The organism is Pseudomonas laurylsulfatiphila (assembly GCF_002934665.1).
Classification (GTDB): domain Bacteria; phylum Pseudomonadota; class Gammaproteobacteria; order Pseudomonadales; family Pseudomonadaceae; genus Aquipseudomonas; species Aquipseudomonas laurylsulfatiphila.
On the sequence record NZ_NIRS01000002.1, the window covers coordinates 147,225 to 168,405 of the forward strand.

The window sequence follows — 21,181 nt, forward strand, 5'->3', positions numbered from 1 at the left end:
CTCGACGCGTCTGTACCTTCATCCGGCATGTGACCGTCATCGCCGCACGGACAGTCATTGCCTGACCCTAATCATTTAACAGGTGAGCTTTCAATTCATGAGTATCGCACCTCCCGATGAAATCTTTCATTTGTCTTCTGCCTCGCCAAGCCAACTGAACAGAACAATAGGCAACTGGGAAATGAGCCTTATCCCGACCGAGCACGAGGCGCGCATCCGGCAACATAGGCTCTTTCACAGCCCTGCACTGCAGTGCAGTCGCCTCGAGTTCGACTCCTCCGTCACCCTGGTCAGTTCTGTCCCCGCCGGATTCGTCACATTCGCCATCTCGCAGGCCCCGATTGGCCGCCCCCTCGTGAACAATCACAAACTACGGCCTGACGAAATCATCGTACTGCACAGCGACGAATCGGTGCATTACACCTGCGAACCGAATGAAACACTGTTCACCATCACCACAACACTGGAGCACTATGACCGGTGCCGCCAACTTCACCCTGTCAAAGACATACTGGCGAACAGAACAAAACACAGCTACCAGGTTGATAACTTTCAATTCATACAGTCTGCCATTCAAGCCATCAGCGCTTGCTGTGTCGACATCAATGACGCAGCCTCACCACAGTACGCTGAAGCAGAGCGTTCAACGATTGAAACTGCGGTACTGGCGTCTGTATTGCAATCATTGACCCCCGCTGGCGGCTTCAGCCGTAAAGTCCCGACCAGACGGAAGGTGGCGATAGAAGCCATCGAGTACATTCATGAAAACATCAAGAAAACGCTCACCATCAAGTCACTCGTAAGGCAACTTGAGACGACCACCCGCACCCTGCATTTTGGCTTTATCGAGACATTCGGGATGTCGCCAATCGCCTATATCAGAAATCTGAGACTCGCCAGTGCCCGCCGCGACCTGATTAATAAAACATGGCCCACCGTGACGGAAACCGCGATGTTCTGGAACTTTCATCATCTGGGCCGATTCTCCAAGGCCTATCAGACTGCTTACGGAGAGACACCGTCAGAAACAGCCAGGCGCAACTCAGCCAGGCCCAGGAACATGACCTCATCCCTTTACAATCAGGTCGTTGGCACGTTTCCACCAAGCCCCGAAAAATGAGGATTAATAATTTCCGTTGATTAACGATGGATGCCGACAATTGCTTGTTTTCCCACTCAAGGAGATAAGCATGCTTCATCGAATAAACACGCTGCCACTCAAGCAGAAAATCTTCCTGTGCATGGCCGCCTATGTCAGCGGCATCTTATTGGCCTGGGTCATTGATTGGTACTGAAGAAGTTTAACTCGCGACTGCAAGGTGCACAGTGAAATAATGATACCTCGGGGTTTTCGATGATTGCCGTATATAAAGCGTTATTTGGAAGGCACGCAATCACTGTATGTCTGATTGCTGCAGCGGGTTGGGCCGCATGGTTCTGTGCCGGAGGTCTGGCGGAGTCAGTCATTGCACGGAAGTTGAATAACGTTTATGCCGATCTGCGTGCGGCTCAAGTGGAGCCCAATGCGCAGATCGACAAGGTACTGGAAGCCCTCGGCGATCTTGATCGCTCAGGTCAGGAATGCTCCGTCGAGCAGTATTCACAACTGGCCGACCTGGTCAAAGACCTGCGATTTGTTGATCAAGCGGCAATCCAGTTGCCCAATGGCAAGATCTGCTCCTCCTATGGACAAGAACTCCCGTCGATACTGGCCGGTAATGAGAAGCGCAAGTTCTCCGTTGGTAAGCGAACCTATTGGGTCGATTCCGGCCACGCCGTTTCTGCAGACACCGACTTTATCATCGTGTCGGAACAGTCGATCTACGTCTGGGCAAACAAGAAGATCCTGCTCGACAACTTGAAGTTTCCCGAGGACCTGCAACTGGACCTCATCGGCCCCGGCGGCGCAGTACCCATTGCCTCTACTGGCCTCAAGCCGCTGCAGATGCTGAAGCCGTTCCACCTTGAAGAACTGGTTACCGCGGCAGACAAGGCCCTCATCGCCTTTGCGGGCAATCGAAATGAATTGATCTCGGTCATTTCGCTTCCGTCGAGTTACCTGACAGCGCTCAAATTCAAATTATTCATTGGCCTTGTGTGCGTGTTCGCAGCGTTGCTCTTGCTCGCAAGGTGTATCCAACGGCATTACACCTCTACTGCCGTACGTCTTCGCAAAGCCCTGAAAGCCAACACACTGGGCGTTCACTATCAGCCGATCGTCAATTTGACGACAGGTTATCTGGTTGGCGCCGAATCACTTTCTCATTGGAGCGACAATGGCACCCCCGTGCCTGCGGACGTGTTCATTGCGCAGGCGGAGAAGTCTGACCTGATCTGCAAACTGACGCGTTCGGTGATTCGACAGGTAGCGGAGGATTACAGCACTTACCTTTGGGCGTGCAAGGATTTCTACATTACGGTCAATCTGTCCGCCCAGGATATTCAGGACCCGGACTTTCCAGATTATGTGGCCAGCGTGCTGGCAACCTACAACATGCCTGTGTCAGCCATGGCCTTTGAAATCACCGAAAGAACCATGCTCGACCAGAAGCCTGCCGCCATGCAATTGCGACGGCTTCGGGCCTGTGGTCACCGCATTGCCGTGGACGACTTCGGTATCGGCTATTCCAACCTCTCGCTCCTCGATTCAGTGCCTTTCGACATTCTGAAAATAGATCGCTCGTTCATCGCCGGCGACAAGATCGCAGCCGAGGATGCCCTGTGGCGACACATTGCCCAGTTGGCCAGGTCGCTAAGACTCAAGGTCGTGGCCGAAGGTGTCGAGACTGCGGAGCAACTGCCGCATCTGGTCTCGGAGGGCGTTCTGTTGGCACAAGGCTGGTTGTTCTCCAAAGCGCTGCCTGCCCAGGCGTTGGCCAGGCGCTACTTTCAATGCCCGGCAAACAACCCGCCTTGCGACCCGAAAATATCAATCAATGACTTCTATTAACGCCTCATGGCCCCTCAAATGCTCGCCGAACCCTAACACCTGACAAACCTGTACAAGGACTCCACTACACATGCTACTTCGAAACCTTGGCTTCGCTTCACTGCTATCGCTGCTGTCTTTCCAGGCGCTCGCTGATGACAAAGGTTTGTATCTTGGAGCTGGCGTAAGCAACATCCAGACCGACGAATCCAAGTTGGACGACGAGGACACCAGCTACAAAGTTTATGCAGGCTATCGCGTCAACAGCTACCTGGCCTTCGAAGGCGCCTACGTCGATCTCGGTCAATTCAAGGACAAGAACATCGATTTCGACGGCAAGTCGGTTCAGGCTGCCGCCCATGTCGGCTTTCCACTGGGTGATCGGTTGCGAGTATTCGGCAGTGTCGGTGCTCACGCCTGGGACGCCGACGGCAATGCCACCGACGACGATACCGGGGTTGACCTGACCTACGGCGTCGGCGTGGAGCTCGATGTCTTTCGCAACATCGGCCTGCGCGCTGAATACGAAATTCTGGAGGTCGGAGAGATCGACCTGAATCAGACAACTGCATCTGCCTATATACTTTTTTAACACCGCTGCAACTGAGCGACCTTGCCGGTCGCTCAACGCACTCTGCGCGACGCTCGTCCCCCACCCAGCCTGGCCCCGCTATTACTTCGCACACTCTGCGGCTGAAAATGTATCAAGACTCTTGTAACTACAGCGTGTAAAGAAATAGCGACACACCCAAGTTCTGACGCTTTTCAAAGAGCCATCGAACAGCAACCCCCTCTGAACAAATGAAACATTATGGGGCTCTTATGCAACCCACTCATAAGCCATGCACCAATAATGCTCCAAACGTGCGAAAAAATATCATTCGCAACGAGCAATCACTAACAAATACACTACCCCCTCTCAACTAAGTTATGAACTCCCCTCCCGGTGACCCTCAATGCCAGCGAAAGTTTAATTTTTCCGACAGAATTCAATTTACCTATAAAAACAATCAATTAGGATCAGCTTATTCAAAAACAGATAAAAGGTATGCTTTTTGACTTCTTATGTTTTGACAGACCGATTAGAGAGGCCGATAACTATATACCGACCCATATGGATACTTCGTGAGTGCAGCAGTACTAAATATCCGAAGAGTCCGGGCAACACGTGAATCACCTTTGTATACAGGACGCCAAGTGCGGACCGTGCGGTAGCTTTGAGCCAGTGAAAGTTGCAGGGTTCTTATTCCACACACGACCCTACATACACCCCCGCCGAACTGCCTCACACTTGAAACACATATACGCTCATTTCTGAAACACATATACGCTCACTTGTGAAACACATAAAGCCCCCAATAAAAAACATGATGTTTTTGGTATTAATTCTTAAAAGGCCGGATAGGCCTACTACCTACTAGCCAGCACGACGGAGTCTCCTCCCCTCTTCTCGGGTCTGCCGTGCTCAAGACCAAGCTATGTACGGAGTTCTCCAGAATGCTGACTAATAGCCCCAACGGCGCTCATTGGTATCTGCTGCAATGCAAACCCCGTCAGGACGAAAGAGCCCAGCTCAACCTGTTGCAACAGGACTACGTCACGTTTCGCCCTCAACACGTGAGTGAACGCCTGGTTCGCGGCAAGCGCCACCGGATGCTGGAGTCCCTGTTTCCAGGGTACCTCTTCATACAGCTAAGTCCCCGTGATCACTGGGCACCCATACGCTCTACTCGCGGCGTCAGCCGTATCGTTGAATTCAACCATGTCCCCGCAGAGGTGTCCGACGAGATCATCGAGCATTTGCGCGTGCGCAGCATTCAATCGCTGGATCAATTGCAAACCTGCAAGACAATCGAGCCCGGGGAAATGCTGCAAATCGTCCACGGCCCGCTGGCGCCGCTCGAAGGCGTGTTCCTGTCTATGCTCGGCGCCGAACGGGTCATGCTCCTGCTACAGTTCCTGAACCGGCAGCAGCACGTCTGCGTGCCGCTCAGCTATCTCGAGCGCCAACGTTAGCAACGACAAAACCAACAACAGCCTGGCTTGTTTACTTTTCGGGAAAAACGATATGCCCCTCAAGTCGCATTGCCCTTTTGCTCTGTTCCTGGCCTCCCTGTATCCCGGCATTGCCTGGAGTATTGTCCCGCAATCCATTGATGTTTACGGATTCCAGTTCATCCCCACTTTCGGCTTGACGGAAAGTTACGACGACAACATTCGGGAGGTCGAGCACAACGCTCAGTCCTCGATGGTGACCAGAATTGCGCCCTCCTTCGAACTCAAGGCTGAAGACCGCAACAGCGCCACCCGCATCATCTGGCAACCGACACGCTACATTTATCATTCGGAGTCCGATGCATCGAGCACCTCGCAGCGCCTGCGGGCCGACAGCATCATGGAATTCACCGACCGCCACCGCCTGAAGCTCGAGGCCGAGTACCGCAAGTTCGAGCGTACGACCGATACCGCCGTCGAAGGCGTCAACGACAAGATCAATAACAAACGCGTGGGGGGCGTCTATACGTACGGCGCCAAAAGCGCCGCCAACCAGATAGACGTCGGCGCCAACTACGCGCAACTGCGCTACGACAATGCCGACGGCGTCAACGACGACAAAGAACGCAACACCACCGGTTTGACCACGACCTGGTATCACCGCATCGGCAGCAAGACCCGTGGCTTGCTGGAATACGACCACACCCGTTTCGACTACTTGCAGTCCAACAGCCCGCGCAGCAGTAAATCCGACGCGCTGCTGGCCGGTGCAGAGTGGGACATCACAGCACGCACGACCGGCAAGGTCCGTATCGGTTATGAGCGCAAGAACTTCGATGAAAGCACGTCCAAGGACCTGGACAACCCGACCTGGCAAATCGATCTGCAGTGGAAACCCCGCACCTACTCGACCTTCACTTTCCTCGCCCGCCAGGCCCTGGCCGAAGGTGACGATGGTTCGGACGCCGTCAAGGCAACCTTCACCCAGATTGGCTGGCGCCACGGCTGGACCGAACGGATCACCACCGTCGCGCAGGCCGGTTACGGGCACAAAGTCTACGAGGGTGAAAACCGCACCGACAAGCTTCAAGAATACAACCTTGCGGTGATCTACCAGATGCGTCGCTGGCTGGACATCGAGCTGGGTTATCGATTGCGCGATAACAACTCCGATGCCGACAACGAAAGCTTCTTGCGCAATGTGTTTCAACTCGGTTTCAACGTCAGCCTGTAGGAGGACATGCATATGAACCCGCGCCTGTTTGGTTTGTTGTTATGGCTGTTGCTCGCTCCCCTCTCCTATGCAGCAGACCCCATCACCGATTACAAACTGGCCGCCGGTGATGTGTTGCGCATCACCGTGTTCGGGGAGCCCGAATTGAGCATCAAGAAAGTCCGACTCAATGATGCGGGGACGTTTTCCTACCCGTTCCTGGGTGAAATCGTCGCCAAGGGCCTGACCCCGAACCAGGTTGAGAGAAAGATCGTCGACGGGCTCAAACAAGGCTACCTGATCGACCCGAAAGTCAGCATCAGCCAGATCGAATACCGCCCGTTCTACATCAATGGCGAAGTGCAGAAGCCCGGCAGCTACGCCTTCGTGCCCGGCCTGACCCTGGAAAAAGCCATTGCCCTGGGCGGCGGCCTGACCGAACGCGCCTCGATGAAACGCGTGACCATCCTGCGCGGCGACGGCGGTCCACCGCTCGAAGACAACATTTCCAGGACCACCGTTATATCCCCCGGTGACACCATTTCCATTGCACAAGGCTTTTTCTAATCATGGACAACAGCCCTAGCACCTACGTCGAACGTCCGCTCCAGGCGCATCTGCATCCGCAGCACAGCGAAGAGTCGGACACCATTGATCTGCTCAAACTGTGGAGAGTCATCTGGTACGCCAAATGGAACATCGCCTGGTTTGTGGTGCTTTGTTGCGCCCTTGCGGTGGCGGTATTGTCCTTCATCACGCCCCAGTACCTGGGCAGCACCACGCTGCTGATCAAGGAAAAGACCCCACCGGTGCTGACCTTCCAGCAAGTCTCCGACTCCGGCGCATCGACAACCACAGACTATCTGCAAACCCAGCAAGCGCTCCTGCAATCGCGGGATCTGGCGGAACGGGTCGTGAAGAAACTCAGTCTCACCACCCACCCGGTTACCGATCCGCGCCAGCAAACGCAAGCCTGGTTCAAGCCTCGTCAATGGTTGAGCGATCTCAATGCCGGTCAATGGCTGCCCTGGCTGGCCTATTTGCCCCCGGAGAAACCCGCGCCCACGGAACAGGACATATTCAATGACGTCACGCAGAACCTCATGCTGCACACCACCGTCAAATTTGTCGGCAAGAGCCAACTGATCGAAATTGCCGTCGAGTTACCCGACCCTGATCTCGCGGCGGCGGCCGCCAACGCGCTGGCCCTGGGTTACATCGACAGCCAGCTCGACACCAGCCTGAAGTCATCGCAAACCACCACCAACTGGATGAACACTCGCCTGGTCGAGTTACGCAGCAACTTGCGCGCCGCCGAGGACAAACTGCAAGCTTATCGGGAAGAGCAAGGCCTGGTGGACGTCGACGGCGTGGCAACGATCAGCGCCAACGAGCTGCAAATGACCGGAAACCGCATGATCGATGCACGGCGCAATCGCGCGGAAGCCGAAAGCCAGTTCCGCCAGGCCCAGTCGCTGAGCAACGGCGACATGAGTCGGTTGTCCAGTGTGCCGGCGGTATTGAGCAACCCGTTGATCCAGCAGTTTCAGGCGGAGGTGGCCAAGGCCCAAGCCAAGGTCGAGGAGCTTTCCGGACGATATGGTTCCAAACACCCGGCGTTGATCTCCGCTCAATCGGAGTTGCGTACGGCGCAAACCAGCTTGCGCCTGCAAGTGCAGCAAGTGGTGGCCGGCATCGAGCGACAGTATCAACTGGCGGTGGCCAGCGAAGGTGCCCTGCAGAAATCCTTCAACACCAACAAGGCGCAGATCCAGAACATTTCACGTAAAGAATTCCAGCTGCGCGAGTACCAACGGGAAGTCGACAGCTCCCGTGCACTGTACGAAACGTTCGTGACTCGCTTGAAGGAAACCTCCGCCACCTCCGACATGGACTCTGCCAAGGCCCGCGTCGTCGATCCGGCGATCACCCCGGTGGAACCCAGCAAGCCGCATAAAACCCTGATTGTGGCGATTGTCGCGGTGGTTGCGTCGATCATCGGCGTCGCGCTGGCCTTCCTGTTCGAAACCCTGAGCAATACCTTCAGGACCGACGAAAGCATCGAAAGCATTCTCAACGTGCCGTTGCTGAGCGTGGTGCCGCTGGTCATGAAAAAAAGTCGCCGGCAACTGGCGCGGCTGTTCGAAGACAACGACAACCCGCGGTTCTCTGAAACCATTCGCAATCTGCGAACCTGGCTGATGCTGCAAAGTACCGAGGCGCCTTCGCAGGTGGTGCTGGTCACCTCGACCGTACCGGGAGAGGGCAAAAGCACCATCGCCAATAACCTCGCCTCCTCGCTGGCCCCACTGGAGCGGGTGCTGTTGATCGATGCCGATCTGCGCCAGCCGACCTTGTCGCTGAACTTCGACTTTCCGCCGGACAGCCCGGGTTTCGCCAACGTGATCGCCGGGACCGCCCGTCTCGAAGACTGCATTCGTACCGTGGGCAATCTCGACATGCTGCCGGCCGGGAGTGTCTCACCGCCCGCGCTGGACCTGTTCGACACCCCTCGCCTGCCTTCGCCGAACGATCCGCTCGACACGCTGCGCCAGCCACCCGCGCAGGATCTGCTCAGTTCGCCGCGGGTGGCACGCATGCTTGACGTGCTCAAGTCGCGCTACCGGCACATCGTCATCGATTCTCCACCCGCCGAGATGGTCAGTGATGCGCTATTGCTGGCCAAGCATTCCGATGCAGTGATCTATGTGGTGAAAGCCCAGAGCACGCCGATCGACCAGGTGCAAAAAAGCCTGGCGATGCTGCAACAGAACCATGCGCCGGTGTTTGGCGTGGTGCTCAACCAGGTCGACCTGCGCAAGGCGCGCAAGTACGGCAACAGCCACTCCAGATCCTTCTACGACTATGACTTCGCTCCCCGGTAACCAGCCCCGGTAGCTCCCCCCAAATCTCCTCCGATAACAACGGGCAGCAGCCCTGGCTGCGCTAACTCATCACCCGTGTGCGCATTGAAGCCGGGCCGTCCGATACGGCTTGGAATGACTCCCCATGCCTGGAGATTGAGCCCATGACTCCGATACTTACCGCTCAAATGGCGCACCGCCGGGGCGTGACTTTCTGGGGCCAGTGGTTGAGTGCGATGACGCTGGTCAACCTGTTGCTGATGCTGCTGGTACAGATGCGCGTCGGCAGCCTGACCCCCGAGTACCGAGTCCTTATCATCCTGACTGTCCTCGGCTCGGTGCCGATCTACAGCCTCATGCAGGTCTACCACAAGCGTCATGGCCTGTTGGTCGGGCTCAGTCGTCTGCTGGCCGGCTGGCTGGTCTTGCTGTCGGTGTTGATCACCATTGCCTTCGTCACCCAGACCAGCGCCCTGTTTTCGCGACAGGTCATCATCGTCTGGGCCGTCGCCGGCTTCCTCGTCCAGGCCGCCAGCTTCCTGCCCTTGCACTACTTTGCCCGGCTGTACTCGCGGATAGTCTTCAACGAGCGTCGCTCGGTGATCATCGGCACCTGTCCGACCGCCCATGAGCTGGCCAAGAAACTGAGCAGCCCCAACCGCGCGCTACTGCTGGGGTTCATAGCCGCGAAGGAACATCATGGCCCTGCCCCAAGCATCCTGCCGCTGCTGGGTCACGTCGATGACATACGCGAACTCATCACGCGCATGGAGGTGCGCCGGGTCTACATCGTGTTGCCGATGGCGGAAGCCGCGACCATCGAGGCACTGTACATCGACTTGCTGGACATGAACGTCGACGTAGTCTGGATTCCCGACTTCGGCAGCATGGTATTGCTCAACCACTCGATCTCGGAGATCGAGCGAATGCCCGCCATCTACCTCAACGAAAGCCTGCTCACGTCCCACCCCGGCAGCCTGTTTTGCAAGGACCTGCTCGAACGCAGCCTGGCCGCTATGGCCCTGATATTGCTCGGCCCGTTGCTGCTGTGTGTGGCGCTGGCGGTCAAGCTGACATCGCCGGGTCCGGTCTTGTTCAAGCAGAACCGCCACGGCTGCGACGGCCAGGTGATCATGGTGTGGAAGTTCCGGTCGATGCGCGTTCACGACGACGGCGAAGTCCGCCAGGCCACCCGGAACGATGATCGCATCACACCCCTCGGACGCTTTCTGCGTCGCAGCTCCATCGATGAACTGCCGCAACTGTTCAACGTGCTGTTCGGGCAAATGGCCCTGGTCGGCCCGCGCCCGCATGCGGTGACGCACAACATCTACTACACCGGCAAAGTCCGCGCCTACATGGCCCGCCATCGCCTCAAGCCAGGCATCACCGGACTGGCGCAAATCACCGGCCACCGGGGCGAAACCGAAACCCTGGAAAAGATGCAGCTGCGGGTTGCCCAGGACCTCAACTACATCAATCACTGGTCGCTGTGGCTGGACATCAAGATTCTGCTCAAGACGCCCTTCACCCTGTTCTCGAAAAATATCTACTGACCTCGTGCCCGGTCCTGGATCGGTCCCACGAAACCTGAGGGTTTCCCATGAATGTGAGTGTATTTGGCATTGGCTATGTAGGACTTGTACAAGGTGCGGCGCTGGCCGAGGTCGGTCACACCGTGATGTGCGTGGACGTCGACGCCGACAAGGTCCAGGCGCTGAATGAAGGCACGCTGCCCATTTATGAGCCGGGTCTGGAAGCCCTGGTTCGGGACAATCATCAAAGCGGTCGCCTGCAGTTCAGCACCGACCTCGCCGGTGCCGTGCAGCATGGTGATGTGCAGTTGATCGCCGTCGGTACGCCGCCCGACGAAGACGGCTCGGCCGATTTGCAATACGTCCTGAGCGTGGCCCAGACCATTGGTTTACACATGCAGCGCCATCAAACCATCGTCGACAAATCCACCGTACCGGTGGGCACGGGCGATTTGGTGCGGGCGCGCATCGCCCAGGTGCTGGCCGACAACAATCGCAGCGACCTGACATTCGACGTGGTCTCCAATCCGGAGTTTCTCAAGGAAGGTTGCGCGGTAGAAGACTGCATGCGCCCGGACCGCATCATCATCGGCACCGACAGCCCCTGCGCTGAAGAGGTCATGCGCGAGTTGTACGAGCCCTTCAATCGCAATCGCGAAAAAATCATCGTGATGGACATCCGCAGCGCCGAACTGACCAAGTACGCCGCCAACTGCATGCTGGCGACCAAGATCAGCTTCATGAACGAAATGGCCAATCTCGCCGAGCGACTGGGCGCCGATATCGAGATGGTCCGCCACGGCATTGGTTCGGACCCGCGCATCGGGTACCAATTCATATACCCCGGTGTCGGCTACGGCGGCTCGTGCTTTCCCAAGGACGTGAAGGCGCTGATCCATACCGCCAACAGTCTCGATTTTGATGCACGCGTGCTCAAGGCCGTGGAATCACGCAACAACGAACAGAAAGCCACGCTGTTCCACAAGATCCATGCGCATTTCAACGGCGCGCTGCACGGCAAGACCTTCGCCCTGTGGGGCCTGAGCTTCAAGCCCAACACCGACGACATGCGCGAGGCGCCCAGCCGTGTGCTGATGGAGGCCTTGTGGCGAGCCGGAGCCAGCGTTCAGGCGTTCGACCCCAAAGCCATGAAAGAAGCCCAGCGTCTGTACGGCGCCCGGGATGACCTGACCCTGGCCGGCACCAAGGAAGCGGCGCTGAAAAATGCCGATGCGCTGGTCATCGTTACCGAATGGCAAGCCTTTCGTGCACCGGACTTCGAACTGCTGGCCACACAACTCAAGCAACCGCTGATCTTCGACGGGCGCAACCTGTACGACCCGCAGCGCCTGAGCAAACGCGGCTTCACCTATGTGTCGGTGGGCCGCCCGCCTTCTTCACCGCTGATGCCACCGGGAGACAGGCCATGATCCGGCTGGATTTGATCGGCCAGTATTCGCCGGCCATGCTCGAGACCAACAAGGCGTTTTCCTTTATCAACTTCGCGTCGATCGGCAGTTTTTTCCAGCACCCGCCTGACGCCATTGCCTACTTTTGCGACGGCATGCTGATGTCGAGTTTCATGTCGAAAGTCACCGGACGAACCATCGACCGGGTCAGCTTCGACTTCACTTCGATTGCCGGCCCCGTGTTCAGCGATGCCGAAAAACAGGGCAAGCGGGTGTACATCGTTGGCGCCACGCAAAACGAACTGGAACTGTTCATCTGCAAATTGCACGCTCGCTACCCACGGCTGCCGATTGCCGGTTACCACAACGGTTACTTCGATGCCCCACAGCTCTCGGCAATCCAGGCGGACATTCGCCTGGGTCGTGCCAACGTCCTGATCGTGGGCCTGGGTGCCGGCTTGCAGGAGCGCTTCGCGCTAAGCGCACTGAATGCCGGCTTCACCGGTGTGGCGTTCACCTGCGGCGGTTTCATTCGCCAGGAAGCCATGGCCAACGGTGTCTATTACCCCGAAGCAATCAATCGTCTGCACTTGCGGGCCTTCTATCGCATGTACCGCGAGCCGCACACGATCAGGCGCTACGCGATCGACTACCCGAAAAACTTTTTGCAACTGGCGGCGATGATTCTGCGCCACAAAGTCGCGATCAACATCACTGCGCCCTGAGCGCCGGAGAATGGCCATGCACATTATGTTCACTCTCAAGGATTTCAAGCTCGGTGGCGGTGTCGAGCACGTCCAGCAACTCTTGGCCGGGCAGTTTCTCAAGGATGGGCAGCGCGTGAGTTTTTTCGTCATGAACGGTGAAACACCGGATGTAGAGGGCGCGCAAATCACCGGCGGCGGCGGTACCGGACTCCTGGGCCTGATCAAGTCGATTGTGCTGCTGCGCGGGATCATTCGCCATGAGGGCGTGACGCACCTGATCAGCGCCAAGGAGCAAGCCAACCTCTGTACCTGGGTTGCCACCCTCGGCAGCCGTTGCCAGGTCATCTACACCCGGCACACGGCCCTGGATTGCGCAGAACAAAAAACCGGTGTGCACAGCCTGCGCCTGCTCTACGCCTTGTACTTGTGTGGCAGCGGCAAAGTGGTGACGGTCTCCCATGGCCTGCATCAAACCATTGCCCGTCTGATGCCCTGGGGACGCGAACGTATCCGCTACTGCCCCAATGCGGTGGTCAACGAGCAACTGCACATCGCCTCTCGGGCGCCGCTGCCCCAGGACATGCCCCATGACTACTGGATCGGCGTGGGCCGCCTGGTCGAGCTCAAGGGTTTTCATTTGTTGCTCCAGGCCTATGCCCTGGTGAATCACAACCCGGACGTTCCCGACCTGGTGATTGTCGGTGACGGCCCGCAGCGCGAGGCACTGACCGCTCAGGCGCGGCAACTGGGCATCGCCGACCGGGTGCACTTTACCGGCCACCTGCAAAACCCCTACCCGCTGATCCGCCGTGCACGTCTGTTGATCCTCAGCTCTTTTTCCGAAGGTCAGCCCACCGTGTTGATCGAGGCGATGGCACTCGGTACACCCGTGCTTGCCAGCGACTGTCCCACCGGCCCCCGGGAGCTGCTTGATAATGGGCGACTGGGTCAACTGGTGAAAGTCAACGATGTGTCAGACCTGGCGCAAGCGCTACAGCAAAGTCTGTATCTCAGGGCGCACAGCGCAAGATCGATGATTCGCACCGTGCGTCCGTACACCAGCGTGCACGCCGCGCACGCCTACTACGCGGTGTGGGCTCAATGAAACGCCTGCTGATCATCCTGCACGACCTCAGCGCAGGCGGGGCCGAGAAAATGATGGCGCGCCTGGCCGGTGCGCTGGTCGACGCCGGCAATGACGTGACGTTGCTGATGCTCACGGGTGGCGGAGTCAACGTGGCGTTGGTCGACCCTCGGGTCAAACAGGTGGAATTGCGCAGCGCCCGCAGCGCCAGCGCGGTGCCCGCGCTGGCCAGTTTTCTGCGCCAGAACCACTTCGACGCACAACTGGCCGCCCTCACCCACGTCAACGTGGTGGCCATTGCCGCCGCTGCGCTGTCGGGGACGCTGGCACGGTTGCACGTCAGCGAGCGCAATGCGTTTTCCCGGGATAAACACGTCAATTCTTCATTACGCGTACGCCTGGCCTATTGGTTGGCACCCCTGCTGTATCGGCTGATCCCCAACCCGGTGATTTGCGTCTCGCGCGGCGTGGCCCAGGATCTGGTCGAAACCACGGTTGCCCGCACGCAGGACGTCACCATTGCCGACAATCCGGTACTGGACAATGACTTTCGCGACAAACCACCGGGCTGCCCGACGCATCGCTGGCTTCAGGAAAAGACCTCCCCGGTGATTGTCGCCGTGGGACGCCTGGCACCGCAGAAGGGTTTTGACACCCTGATCGAGGCGTTTGCCCGGCTACCGGTTCGCAACGCCCGGCTGATCATTTTCGGCGAGGGCGCGCTCAGGGACGACCTGCTGGCACAAGCCGCGCGCCTCAGCGTGGCGGACCGTTTCGATTTGCCGGGTTATGCCGACGACCCCATGGCCCAAGTGGCCGCCGCCGATTGTTTTGTCCTGTCGTCGCGTTTCGAGGGCAGCCCCAACGCCCTGGTCGAAGCCCTGTCCACCGGCACGCCGGTGGTCTCGACCCGCTGCCCCTATGGCCCGCAGGACATTCTCGAAGACGGCGCAGTGGCGCCGCTGGTGAGCGTCGATGACCCGCAAGCACTGGCCCAGGCCATCGGCATCGAGCTGGCCCAGCCAAGGGGTCGGCACCGCCAGACACGCATTGATGCCGCCGCACGGTTCATGAGCAGCCGCGCCGTGCAGACCTACCTCGCCGCACTGCTTGGGAGGCAGTCGTCATGAACAAGCTGGAAGTCAGGTTTTCTACGCTGCGCGATGCCTTCACACTGTTTGGCCTGCTGTTTTACTTCCAGGTGACGTCGTTTTTTCTCGGCCTGGGCAATGCGGTCGACATCGACGATGTCGCAAAAGACCTCGAAGGCAACGTGCTCAACCAGGTGTGCGGCCTGATCACCTTGCTGGTGCCGTTGTTCCTGTTCGTGCGCCACAAGGTGTTCCTGAGCAAAAGCTTTTACCGCGGCAACTTCTTTTTGCTGGCGTTCCTGATCTGCGTGGCGGCGTCGATCTTCTGGTCCGACGATCCGATGCTGAGCTTCAAGCGCTATATCGCGATGCTCAGTGTGGTGTCCTTCGCCGGGTTCATTGTCTACAACTACCGCATCGAAAGAATCGCCTTCATGCTCGGTTGTCTCATCGGTGCCATAGCCTTGATGGGGCTGATTTTCGCCGTGTTCAGGCCCGATATCGCCTTCATCGCCGGCGGTATTCGTGACGGGGCGTTCAAAGGGATCTTTGCCGAGAAAAACGCCGGCGCGCGGATCAATGCCATCGGCATCCTGTTGCTGCTGCCGACGATCAGGCAACGCAACCCGTTGGCCATCCTGTATGCACTCTTCTCGCTGATAGCCATCGGCCTGGCGCAGTCCGCCACCGCGATTGCCTTGATCGTGGCCGGCGCGGCGAGCTACTGGTACTTCCTGACCCTGGTGCGGTTACGCATCAATCGTTCGATGATGGCGTTCTTTGGCGCCACACTGGTTTATGCCTTGATTTGCGTGTTTTTGTACGGCAATTACAACTTGTTGCTGGACCTGCTCGGGCGGGACTCGTCACTCACCGACCGCACGCTGATCTGGGAACTGCTCTCGCCATTCATCGATGCCAAATTCCTCAAGGGCTACGGATACGGAGCATTCTGGGGCAGTGATGATGCCGAGATTTTCATCAAGCGCTGGGGCTACATCGGCAACGCCCACAGCGGCTACCTGGAAACCCTGCTCAACGGCGGCGTGATTCAACTGACGGCGCTGTTCCTGCTGTTTGGCCAGGCGCTGATCAAACAATACCGGTCAATCACGTCCGAACAGTCGGCCCGGGTGCGCACCTGTGCCCTGGTGATCATCGGGCTGTTCGTCATGACCAACTACGTGGCGTATGTGATTCCCAACTATCGCAGCGCCGAGTTCCTGGTGTTCTGCACCCTGGCCCTGTCGTTTCGGTCCCCTCACGCCACTCGCCCGCAACAGTCACCGGCAACAGGCCGGACCCGCTTCCCCGGGTCGGCGAAGGCGTATCCCAAGGAGAAAACCTCGTGCTAGAGCAACCCTCCGCTTCAGGGCATTCAGTGTGCGTCGTGATCCCGATGTTCAACAGTGCAGACAGCATAGAGCAGACGCTGGCCTCGTTGACCGGCCAGACCCGGTTGCCCGATCACGTCATCGTCATCGACGACGGTTCCAGCGATGACGGGCCGCAACGCGTCAAGGATTTTGCGGCGCCGTTTCGCCTGACGCTGCTGCATCAAGCCAATGAAGGCCCGGCCAGCGCCCGCAATCATGGCCTGCGACACACGGAAGAAACCCTGGTGGCGTTTCTCGATGCCGATGACCAATGGCATCCGCACAAGCTCGAAAAGCAACTGGCGCTGTATGACGACCTGCTCCGCCAGGGACGGCCGGTAGGGCTGATCGATTGCAACGTGACGATTGATTACAGCGACGGCACCCGGCTTGTGGAAGACCGCTACAAGAGCGGCATGCATTTCCACGATTTCATCCATTGCAACATCGTCAATGGCGTTTCCGCCGTACTGATCCGCCGCGATCTGCTCACACAACTCGGTGGCTTCGAAACCAGCCTGCGTTATTCCGAAGACCGGATGATGTGGGCCCGGATCGCCGAACACTGGGAAATCCACACGGTGCCGCAATTCCTCGTGCGGCGGACGGTCAACGACGGCAACGTCACCGCCCAGCCGAAAAAATACTACCCGCACAAGCTCAGGTTCATCGAGCTGTTCCTCGCCCGTTATGGCGCACAATTGAGCCCGCAACAGCGGATCGATTTCGTGCTGGGCAACCACGCGGACTTCCTCGGTGCCTTTTCCCGCTGCGGCGAGCATGCCGAGGTGATCACCGTGTATCGGCGGATGCTGGCGCACTCCTGGCAGACGCTGATTTTCAACCGGGGCAAACCGACCTTGCGCTACCTCTATGCGTGCGCCAGAGCCCTGGGCCGGACCGCCGAGTCAACCACCGCCCATTGAACCGGTGCCCACCATGGCCAACCATCGTCTGGTTACCCTGCTCTGGATCTTCACCGAGAAATTCGGCCTGATTTTCCTGTCGATGATCACCTTTGTCGTCTACGCGAGGTTGCTCACGCCCACGGAACTGGGCGTGGGCACGGTGATCATCGCGATTGTGGAAATGGTCGGGCTGCTTTATTCATCGGTGCTGGAAGATCCACTGGTCCGGGCCAAGCGCCTGGAAGACAGGCACATCAGCACTGCGTTCTGGTTTGCCGTGCTGATCAGCCTCGCATCCATCGTCGTCATCTCGCTGGCCGCGATGCTGTACACACCCTCCCCGGCACTGCAATGGATGACGGCAGTGGCCTCGGTGAAGATTCTCTTCACCATGATGGCGCGGGTGTATGTCGTGCAAATGCGCCGCACCAGCAACTTCAAGCGACTGGCGTCGCGCACGCTGCTGGGGAAAATCGTTGGGGGAGCCGGCGGGATTGTCGTGGCGCTCTGGGGGTTCGGTGCGTGGGCAGTGATCGCGCAGGCGCTGATCATGGAATTTGTCTGCGTCCTGGTGCTGATGAACGGGGACAGGCGGCGCATCGCTTTGTGCATTGACGGGCCTTTCCTGCGGGAACTGCTCAAGACCGGAGCCCCGGTGGCCATCAACACGCTCAGCACACAAACCCTGCAACGTGGCGTCAACGTGGTACTGGGCATGACCGCCGGGGCCCATGTGGTGGGCATGTTCAACCTGGCCATGCGCATCATCGACCTGCCACGCTCGGCGATCTACAACGGTCTGATGAGCTATGCCTTGCCGGTGTTCGCCCGGCGCAGCAGCGACCCGCTGCGACTGATCGGGATCATCAGCGACTCGACGGCGATCAGCGGTTTTCTGCTCACGCCGTTTTTCCTGGGGATTGCGCTGACGGCCGAGGATATCGTCCTGTTGATCTTCGGCGCCAAGTGGGCCGACGCCATTCCCATGCTGCAAGTACTGGCAATCACCGCAGCCATCGGCAACCTTGCCATGTACGCCACCACGGCACTGGTGGCGGTCAACCACACCCGCGTCACCCTCAAGGCCGAGGTGACCACCACCCTGCTCGCCCTCGGGCTGGTTTATCTGCTGGGCCCGACCTTTGGAGGCATGGGCGCTGCCCTGGCCTTGCTGGTGCGCATGCTGCTCATCACGCCGTTGCAGGTCCGCGGGCTGAACACCGCCATCGGTTACGGCTGGGGCGCGTTCTTCGAGTCCGGCTACCGCAGCGTGATCGCCTCGCTGGTCATGGCGGTCACGGTGTTCTCGGTTTCCCCGCACCTGGCCTTGCAAGGCTTCTTGCACCTGGCCTGCAACATCGCCATCGGTGCCCTGACCTATGCGCTGGCCTACAGCGTGCTGCACCCGCGCTGGCCGCAAGAATTCAAGTTGGTTTTCACCGCCCGCTGACCCTGATTTTTTCAAACAGGAACGCCCAAAATGCATAAAACCACACTGATTACGGGCGGCGCCGGCTACATCGGTTCCCACACCGCGCTGACCCTCATCGACGCCGGCCAACACGTGCTGGTGCTGGATAACCTGAGCAACAGTTGCCATGAGTCCATAGAGCGCCTGGAGCACCTGGCCCATGCCCGGGTCGACTTCATTGAAGGCGATATCCGCGATACGGCCTTGCTCTTGCGCCTCTTCAGTCATTACGACATTGACGCTGTGGTGCATTTTGCCGGCCTCAAGTCCGTGGCCAACAGCGTGAGTCATCCCCTGGATTATTACGCCAACAACGTCGTGGGCACCCTCAACCTGTGTGCGGTCATGGCGCGCTTCAATGTGTTCAAACTGGTGTTCAGTTCTTCGGCGACGGTCTACGGCGAACCGGCACACACGCCCATCCTCGAGGATTCGGGCACTGGCTTTCCGGCCAGTCCCTATGGGCGTTCAAAGCTGATGGTCGAACAGTTGCTGACTGACCTTGCCCTCTCCGAACCGCGCTGGAGCATCGCCCTGCTGCGCTACTTCAACCCGATTGGTGCACACGAAAGCGGGCTGCTCGGCGAAGACCCCAACGGTCGGCCGAACAACCTGTTGCCCTGCCTGACCCAAGTGGCGATTGGCCGAATCCCCGAGCTGACGGTGTTTGGCAACGACTACCCCACCGTCGACGGCACCTGCGTGCGGGACTACATCCACGTGGTCGACCTGGCCGAAGGGCATCTCAAGGCCTTGCAGGTGTTGCACAGTGACGGTGGCCTGCACATCTGGAACCTCGGCACCGGGATCGGCTACAGCGTGCTGCAGATGATCCGCAGTTTCGAAGACGTTACCGGCGTCAGCATTCCGTTCCAGATCGCCCCGCGCCGGGCCGGCGATATTGCTCAATGTTGGGCCGATGCCAGCAAGGCCCGGCGCGAACTGGGCTGGTGTGCCCGGCGCAACCTGGCGCAGATGATCGAGGACAGCTGGCGCTGGCAATCGAGCAATCCATTCGGCTACGGCCACGCTGTTCAGTTGTCGGCCGCCCTGGCCAGGTGACGGCCGCGTCACTCCTCCAAGGCCTTTCAGGGGGCTCCCATGCTCAGGGAATTTTGGCTGGTCTTGCTACTGGCCGCGATGGCCTGTTGTGCCCAGGCTGCGCCTTCGCGTCCGGCGACCGAGGGCCTGGTCCTGTGGCTCGATGGCGCCGATCGGTCAGCGATGTCCCTGGACCGGCAAAACGGGATCCTGCGCTGGCACGACAAATCGGGCAAGTCCAACCATGCGAGTGTCGACAACCCGAACGCCACGTCGCTGCCACAGTGCATCGACAATGGGATCAATGGCAACGCCGTGGTGCGTTTCAGTGGGGTTTCGGCATTCATCGGCAAGCAAATCCGCGTGGCGAAGGGGCCGGTCACGGTGTTTCTGGTGTCACGCCGACTGCCCGAACAGGCCGGCGGCGATACCTGGCAGCGCCAGTTCAGCTCGCGTCCGCAGCTGGCCGATAACGACAACAAGGCGCCCAACTTCGCGCTCAGCGTGGAAAAGACCACGGCGTTCGAGCCGACCCTGGCCTTTCTGGAACTCAATGATGTGCCCATCGGCCCCTACGCCGTGGCGCGCAACGTGGTCGGCAGCACCGAAGTCTTGCGTGGCGACATTGCTGAAGTACTGGTTTATGACCGTCCGCTGATCACACAAAAGGAGCGCCAGGCCGTGTTCGAGTACCTGGCGAACAAATGGTCGGTCGCCATTCCCAAGCAGGCGAATGTCTGGACCCGGGTGGGTCCGCTGGGCGCCGTGCCTGCATCGACCCATGCCAGCCTGCCACTGTCGGATCAGGCCAATGCCGGGCATTGGGTGCTCGACACGCCACTGTGCGACGACTTCAACGGCGATGCCCTTGACCGTGAGCGCTGGTACGTCAACAACGGCACGGGCACCGACTCGCTGGGACGTCGACCGGCCCTGTTCACGCCGGAAAATGCCAGCGTCGCAGACGGCAACCTCAATATCGTTTTCCGCAAGCAGACCTTGCCGGAGAAATACATCAAGTTGGGCTTCAAGGATTACACCTCGGCGATGGTGCACACCCATGACCGACGCTTGTACGGCTACTACGAGGTCCGGGCCAAACCGATGAATTCGGCCGGCTCCAGCGCGTTCTGGCTGGCGTGGACGGGGCTGCCCGAAAACGCCACTGAAATCGACATTTTCGAAATCGGCGGCAAAACCGCAAGCGGTGCTTTCGACCGGCTGTACAACATGAACGCGCATGTATGGGCCACGCCACAAAGCGCCGAGCATTTGGCCAATGGCAGCACCTGGACCGCACCCTGGCGCCTGGCCAGCGCCTTTCATGTCTACGGGTTCGACTGGCAACCCGACACCCTGCGCTGGTACGTCGACGGCGTGCTGGTCAGGGAGTCGAAAAACACCCACTGGCACTTCCCGATGCAAATCGTGTTTGACAGCGAGGCCTTCTGGAACTGGTTCGGCGTCGTGGACGACGCCGACCTGCCTTCCACCTTCAGCGTGGACTACGTGAAGGTGTGGCAGCGGGGCCAATAACCGGGGGGCGGACTAGCGGTCA

Annotated in this window: 17 protein-coding genes; all 17 read left to right on the forward strand. The window is 58.8% G+C overall.

What is annotated here, in order from left to right; genetic code table 11:
• Nucleotides 1–97: 97 nt before the first annotated feature.
• Entirely contained in the window at nucleotides 98–1,120 is a 1,023-nt protein-coding gene (locus tag CD175_RS06590) for an AraC family transcriptional regulator (protein WP_104448209.1), read from the forward strand.
• 234 nt (nucleotides 1,121–1,354) lie between these two features.
• Nucleotides 1,355–2,950, forward strand: coding sequence for an EAL domain-containing protein (locus CD175_RS06595; RefSeq protein ID WP_104448210.1), 1,596 nt, complete (start codon nucleotides 1,355–1,357; stop codon nucleotides 2,948–2,950).
• Nucleotides 2,951–3,020: 70 nt separating this feature from the next.
• A complete protein-coding gene (locus CD175_RS06600; RefSeq protein ID WP_104448211.1) occupies nucleotides 3,021–3,521 on the forward strand; it encodes an outer membrane beta-barrel protein in 501 nt (166 codons plus the stop codon).
• Nucleotides 3,522–4,426: 905 nt separating this feature from the next.
• A complete protein-coding gene (rfaH, locus tag CD175_RS06605; protein WP_104448212.1) occupies nucleotides 4,427–4,945 on the forward strand; it encodes a transcription/translation regulatory transformer protein RfaH in 519 nt (172 codons plus the stop codon).
• A gap of 52 nt (nucleotides 4,946–4,997) precedes the next feature.
• A complete protein-coding gene (locus CD175_RS06610) occupies nucleotides 4,998–6,158 on the forward strand; it encodes an outer membrane beta-barrel protein (protein WP_104448213.1) in 1,161 nt (386 codons plus the stop codon).
• 12 nt (nucleotides 6,159–6,170) lie between these two features.
• Nucleotides 6,171–6,704 carry a polysaccharide biosynthesis/export family protein gene (locus CD175_RS06615; protein ID WP_104448214.1) on the forward strand — a complete coding sequence of 178 codons (534 nt, stop codon included), beginning with the start codon at nucleotides 6,171–6,173 and terminating at the stop codon, nucleotides 6,702–6,704.
• A gap of 2 nt (nucleotides 6,705–6,706) precedes the next feature.
• Entirely contained in the window at nucleotides 6,707–9,022 is a 2,316-nt protein-coding gene (locus CD175_RS06620) for a GumC family protein (RefSeq protein ID WP_104448215.1), read from the forward strand.
• Nucleotides 9,023–9,165: 143 nt separating this feature from the next.
• A complete protein-coding gene (locus CD175_RS06625) occupies nucleotides 9,166–10,557 on the forward strand; it encodes an undecaprenyl-phosphate glucose phosphotransferase (protein WP_104448216.1) in 1,392 nt (463 codons plus the stop codon).
• 47 nt (nucleotides 10,558–10,604) lie between these two features.
• On the forward strand, nucleotides 10,605–11,966 hold the full coding sequence (locus CD175_RS06630) for a UDP-glucose dehydrogenase family protein (protein ID WP_104448217.1): 1,362 nt from the start codon (nucleotides 10,605–10,607) through the stop codon (nucleotides 11,964–11,966).
• Nucleotides 11,963–12,670, forward strand: coding sequence for a WecB/TagA/CpsF family glycosyltransferase (locus CD175_RS06635; protein WP_104448218.1), 708 nt, complete (start codon nucleotides 11,963–11,965; stop codon nucleotides 12,668–12,670). The genes CD175_RS06630 and CD175_RS06635 overlap by 4 nt, the downstream gene beginning before the upstream one ends.
• Before the next feature lie 16 nt (nucleotides 12,671–12,686).
• The gene (locus tag CD175_RS06640; protein ID WP_104448219.1) at nucleotides 12,687–13,757 is read left to right on the forward strand and encodes a glycosyltransferase; all 1,071 of its coding nucleotides are present in this window, start codon (nucleotides 12,687–12,689) and stop codon (nucleotides 13,755–13,757) included.
• Nucleotides 13,754–14,866 carry a glycosyltransferase gene (locus tag CD175_RS06645; RefSeq protein WP_104448220.1) on the forward strand — a complete coding sequence of 371 codons (1,113 nt, stop codon included), beginning with the start codon at nucleotides 13,754–13,756 and terminating at the stop codon, nucleotides 14,864–14,866. The genes CD175_RS06640 and CD175_RS06645 overlap by 4 nt, the downstream gene beginning before the upstream one ends.
• Complete coding sequence (locus CD175_RS06650; protein ID WP_104448221.1) at nucleotides 14,863–16,182, forward strand: O-antigen ligase family protein; 1,320 nt, start codon at nucleotides 14,863–14,865, stop codon at nucleotides 16,180–16,182. Before CD175_RS06645 ends, CD175_RS06650 begins: the two co-directional genes overlap by 4 nt.
• Nucleotides 16,176–17,129 carry a glycosyltransferase family 2 protein gene (locus CD175_RS06655; protein WP_240628934.1) on the forward strand — a complete coding sequence of 318 codons (954 nt, stop codon included), beginning with the start codon at nucleotides 16,176–16,178 and terminating at the stop codon, nucleotides 17,127–17,129. Before CD175_RS06650 ends, CD175_RS06655 begins: the two co-directional genes overlap by 7 nt.
• A 13-nt stretch (nucleotides 17,130–17,142) precedes the next feature.
• Nucleotides 17,143–18,561 (forward strand): oligosaccharide flippase family protein, encoded by a 1,419-nt coding sequence (locus CD175_RS06660; RefSeq protein ID WP_104448222.1) that lies wholly within the window; start codon nucleotides 17,143–17,145, stop codon nucleotides 18,559–18,561.
• Nucleotides 18,562–18,591: 30 nt separating this feature from the next.
• Nucleotides 18,592–19,644, forward strand: coding sequence for a UDP-glucose 4-epimerase GalE (gene galE / locus CD175_RS06665; protein WP_104448223.1), 1,053 nt, complete (start codon nucleotides 18,592–18,594; stop codon nucleotides 19,642–19,644).
• A 39-nt stretch (nucleotides 19,645–19,683) separates the two neighbouring features.
• Complete coding sequence (locus CD175_RS06670; protein WP_104448224.1) at nucleotides 19,684–21,159, forward strand: family 16 glycosylhydrolase; 1,476 nt, start codon at nucleotides 19,684–19,686, stop codon at nucleotides 21,157–21,159.
• Nucleotides 21,160–21,181 lie beyond the last annotated feature (22 nt).

What these genes read in the sequence shown, in the direction of transcription:
- CD175_RS06590 (WP_104448209.1), top strand. Translation starts at nt 98, where the DNA reads ATGAGTATCGCACCTCCCGATGAAATCTTTCATTTGTCTTCTGCCTCG.
- CD175_RS06595 (WP_104448210.1), top strand. Translation starts at nt 1,355, where the DNA reads ATGATTGCCGTATATAAAGCGTTATTTGGAAGGCACGCAATCACTGTA.
- CD175_RS06600 (WP_104448211.1), top strand. Translation starts at nt 3,021, where the DNA reads ATGCTACTTCGAAACCTTGGCTTCGCTTCACTGCTATCGCTGCTGTCT.
- rfaH (WP_104448212.1), top strand. Translation starts at nt 4,427, where the DNA reads ATGCTGACTAATAGCCCCAACGGCGCTCATTGGTATCTGCTGCAATGC.
- CD175_RS06610 (WP_104448213.1), top strand. Translation starts at nt 4,998, where the DNA reads ATGCCCCTCAAGTCGCATTGCCCTTTTGCTCTGTTCCTGGCCTCCCTG.
- CD175_RS06615 (WP_104448214.1), top strand. Translation starts at nt 6,171, where the DNA reads ATGAACCCGCGCCTGTTTGGTTTGTTGTTATGGCTGTTGCTCGCTCCC.
- CD175_RS06620 (WP_104448215.1), top strand. Translation starts at nt 6,707, where the DNA reads ATGGACAACAGCCCTAGCACCTACGTCGAACGTCCGCTCCAGGCGCAT.
- CD175_RS06625 (WP_104448216.1), top strand. Translation starts at nt 9,166, where the DNA reads ATGACTCCGATACTTACCGCTCAAATGGCGCACCGCCGGGGCGTGACT.
- CD175_RS06630 (WP_104448217.1), top strand. Translation starts at nt 10,605, where the DNA reads ATGAATGTGAGTGTATTTGGCATTGGCTATGTAGGACTTGTACAAGGT.
- CD175_RS06635 (WP_104448218.1), top strand. Translation starts at nt 11,963, where the DNA reads ATGATCCGGCTGGATTTGATCGGCCAGTATTCGCCGGCCATGCTCGAG.
- CD175_RS06640 (WP_104448219.1), top strand. Translation starts at nt 12,687, where the DNA reads ATGCACATTATGTTCACTCTCAAGGATTTCAAGCTCGGTGGCGGTGTC.
- CD175_RS06645 (WP_104448220.1), top strand. Translation starts at nt 13,754, where the DNA reads ATGAAACGCCTGCTGATCATCCTGCACGACCTCAGCGCAGGCGGGGCC.
- CD175_RS06650 (WP_104448221.1), top strand. Translation starts at nt 14,863, where the DNA reads ATGAACAAGCTGGAAGTCAGGTTTTCTACGCTGCGCGATGCCTTCACA.
- CD175_RS06660 (WP_104448222.1), top strand. Translation starts at nt 17,143, where the DNA reads ATGGCCAACCATCGTCTGGTTACCCTGCTCTGGATCTTCACCGAGAAA.
- galE (WP_104448223.1), top strand. Translation starts at nt 18,592, where the DNA reads ATGCATAAAACCACACTGATTACGGGCGGCGCCGGCTACATCGGTTCC.
- CD175_RS06670 (WP_104448224.1), top strand. Translation starts at nt 19,684, where the DNA reads ATGCTCAGGGAATTTTGGCTGGTCTTGCTACTGGCCGCGATGGCCTGT.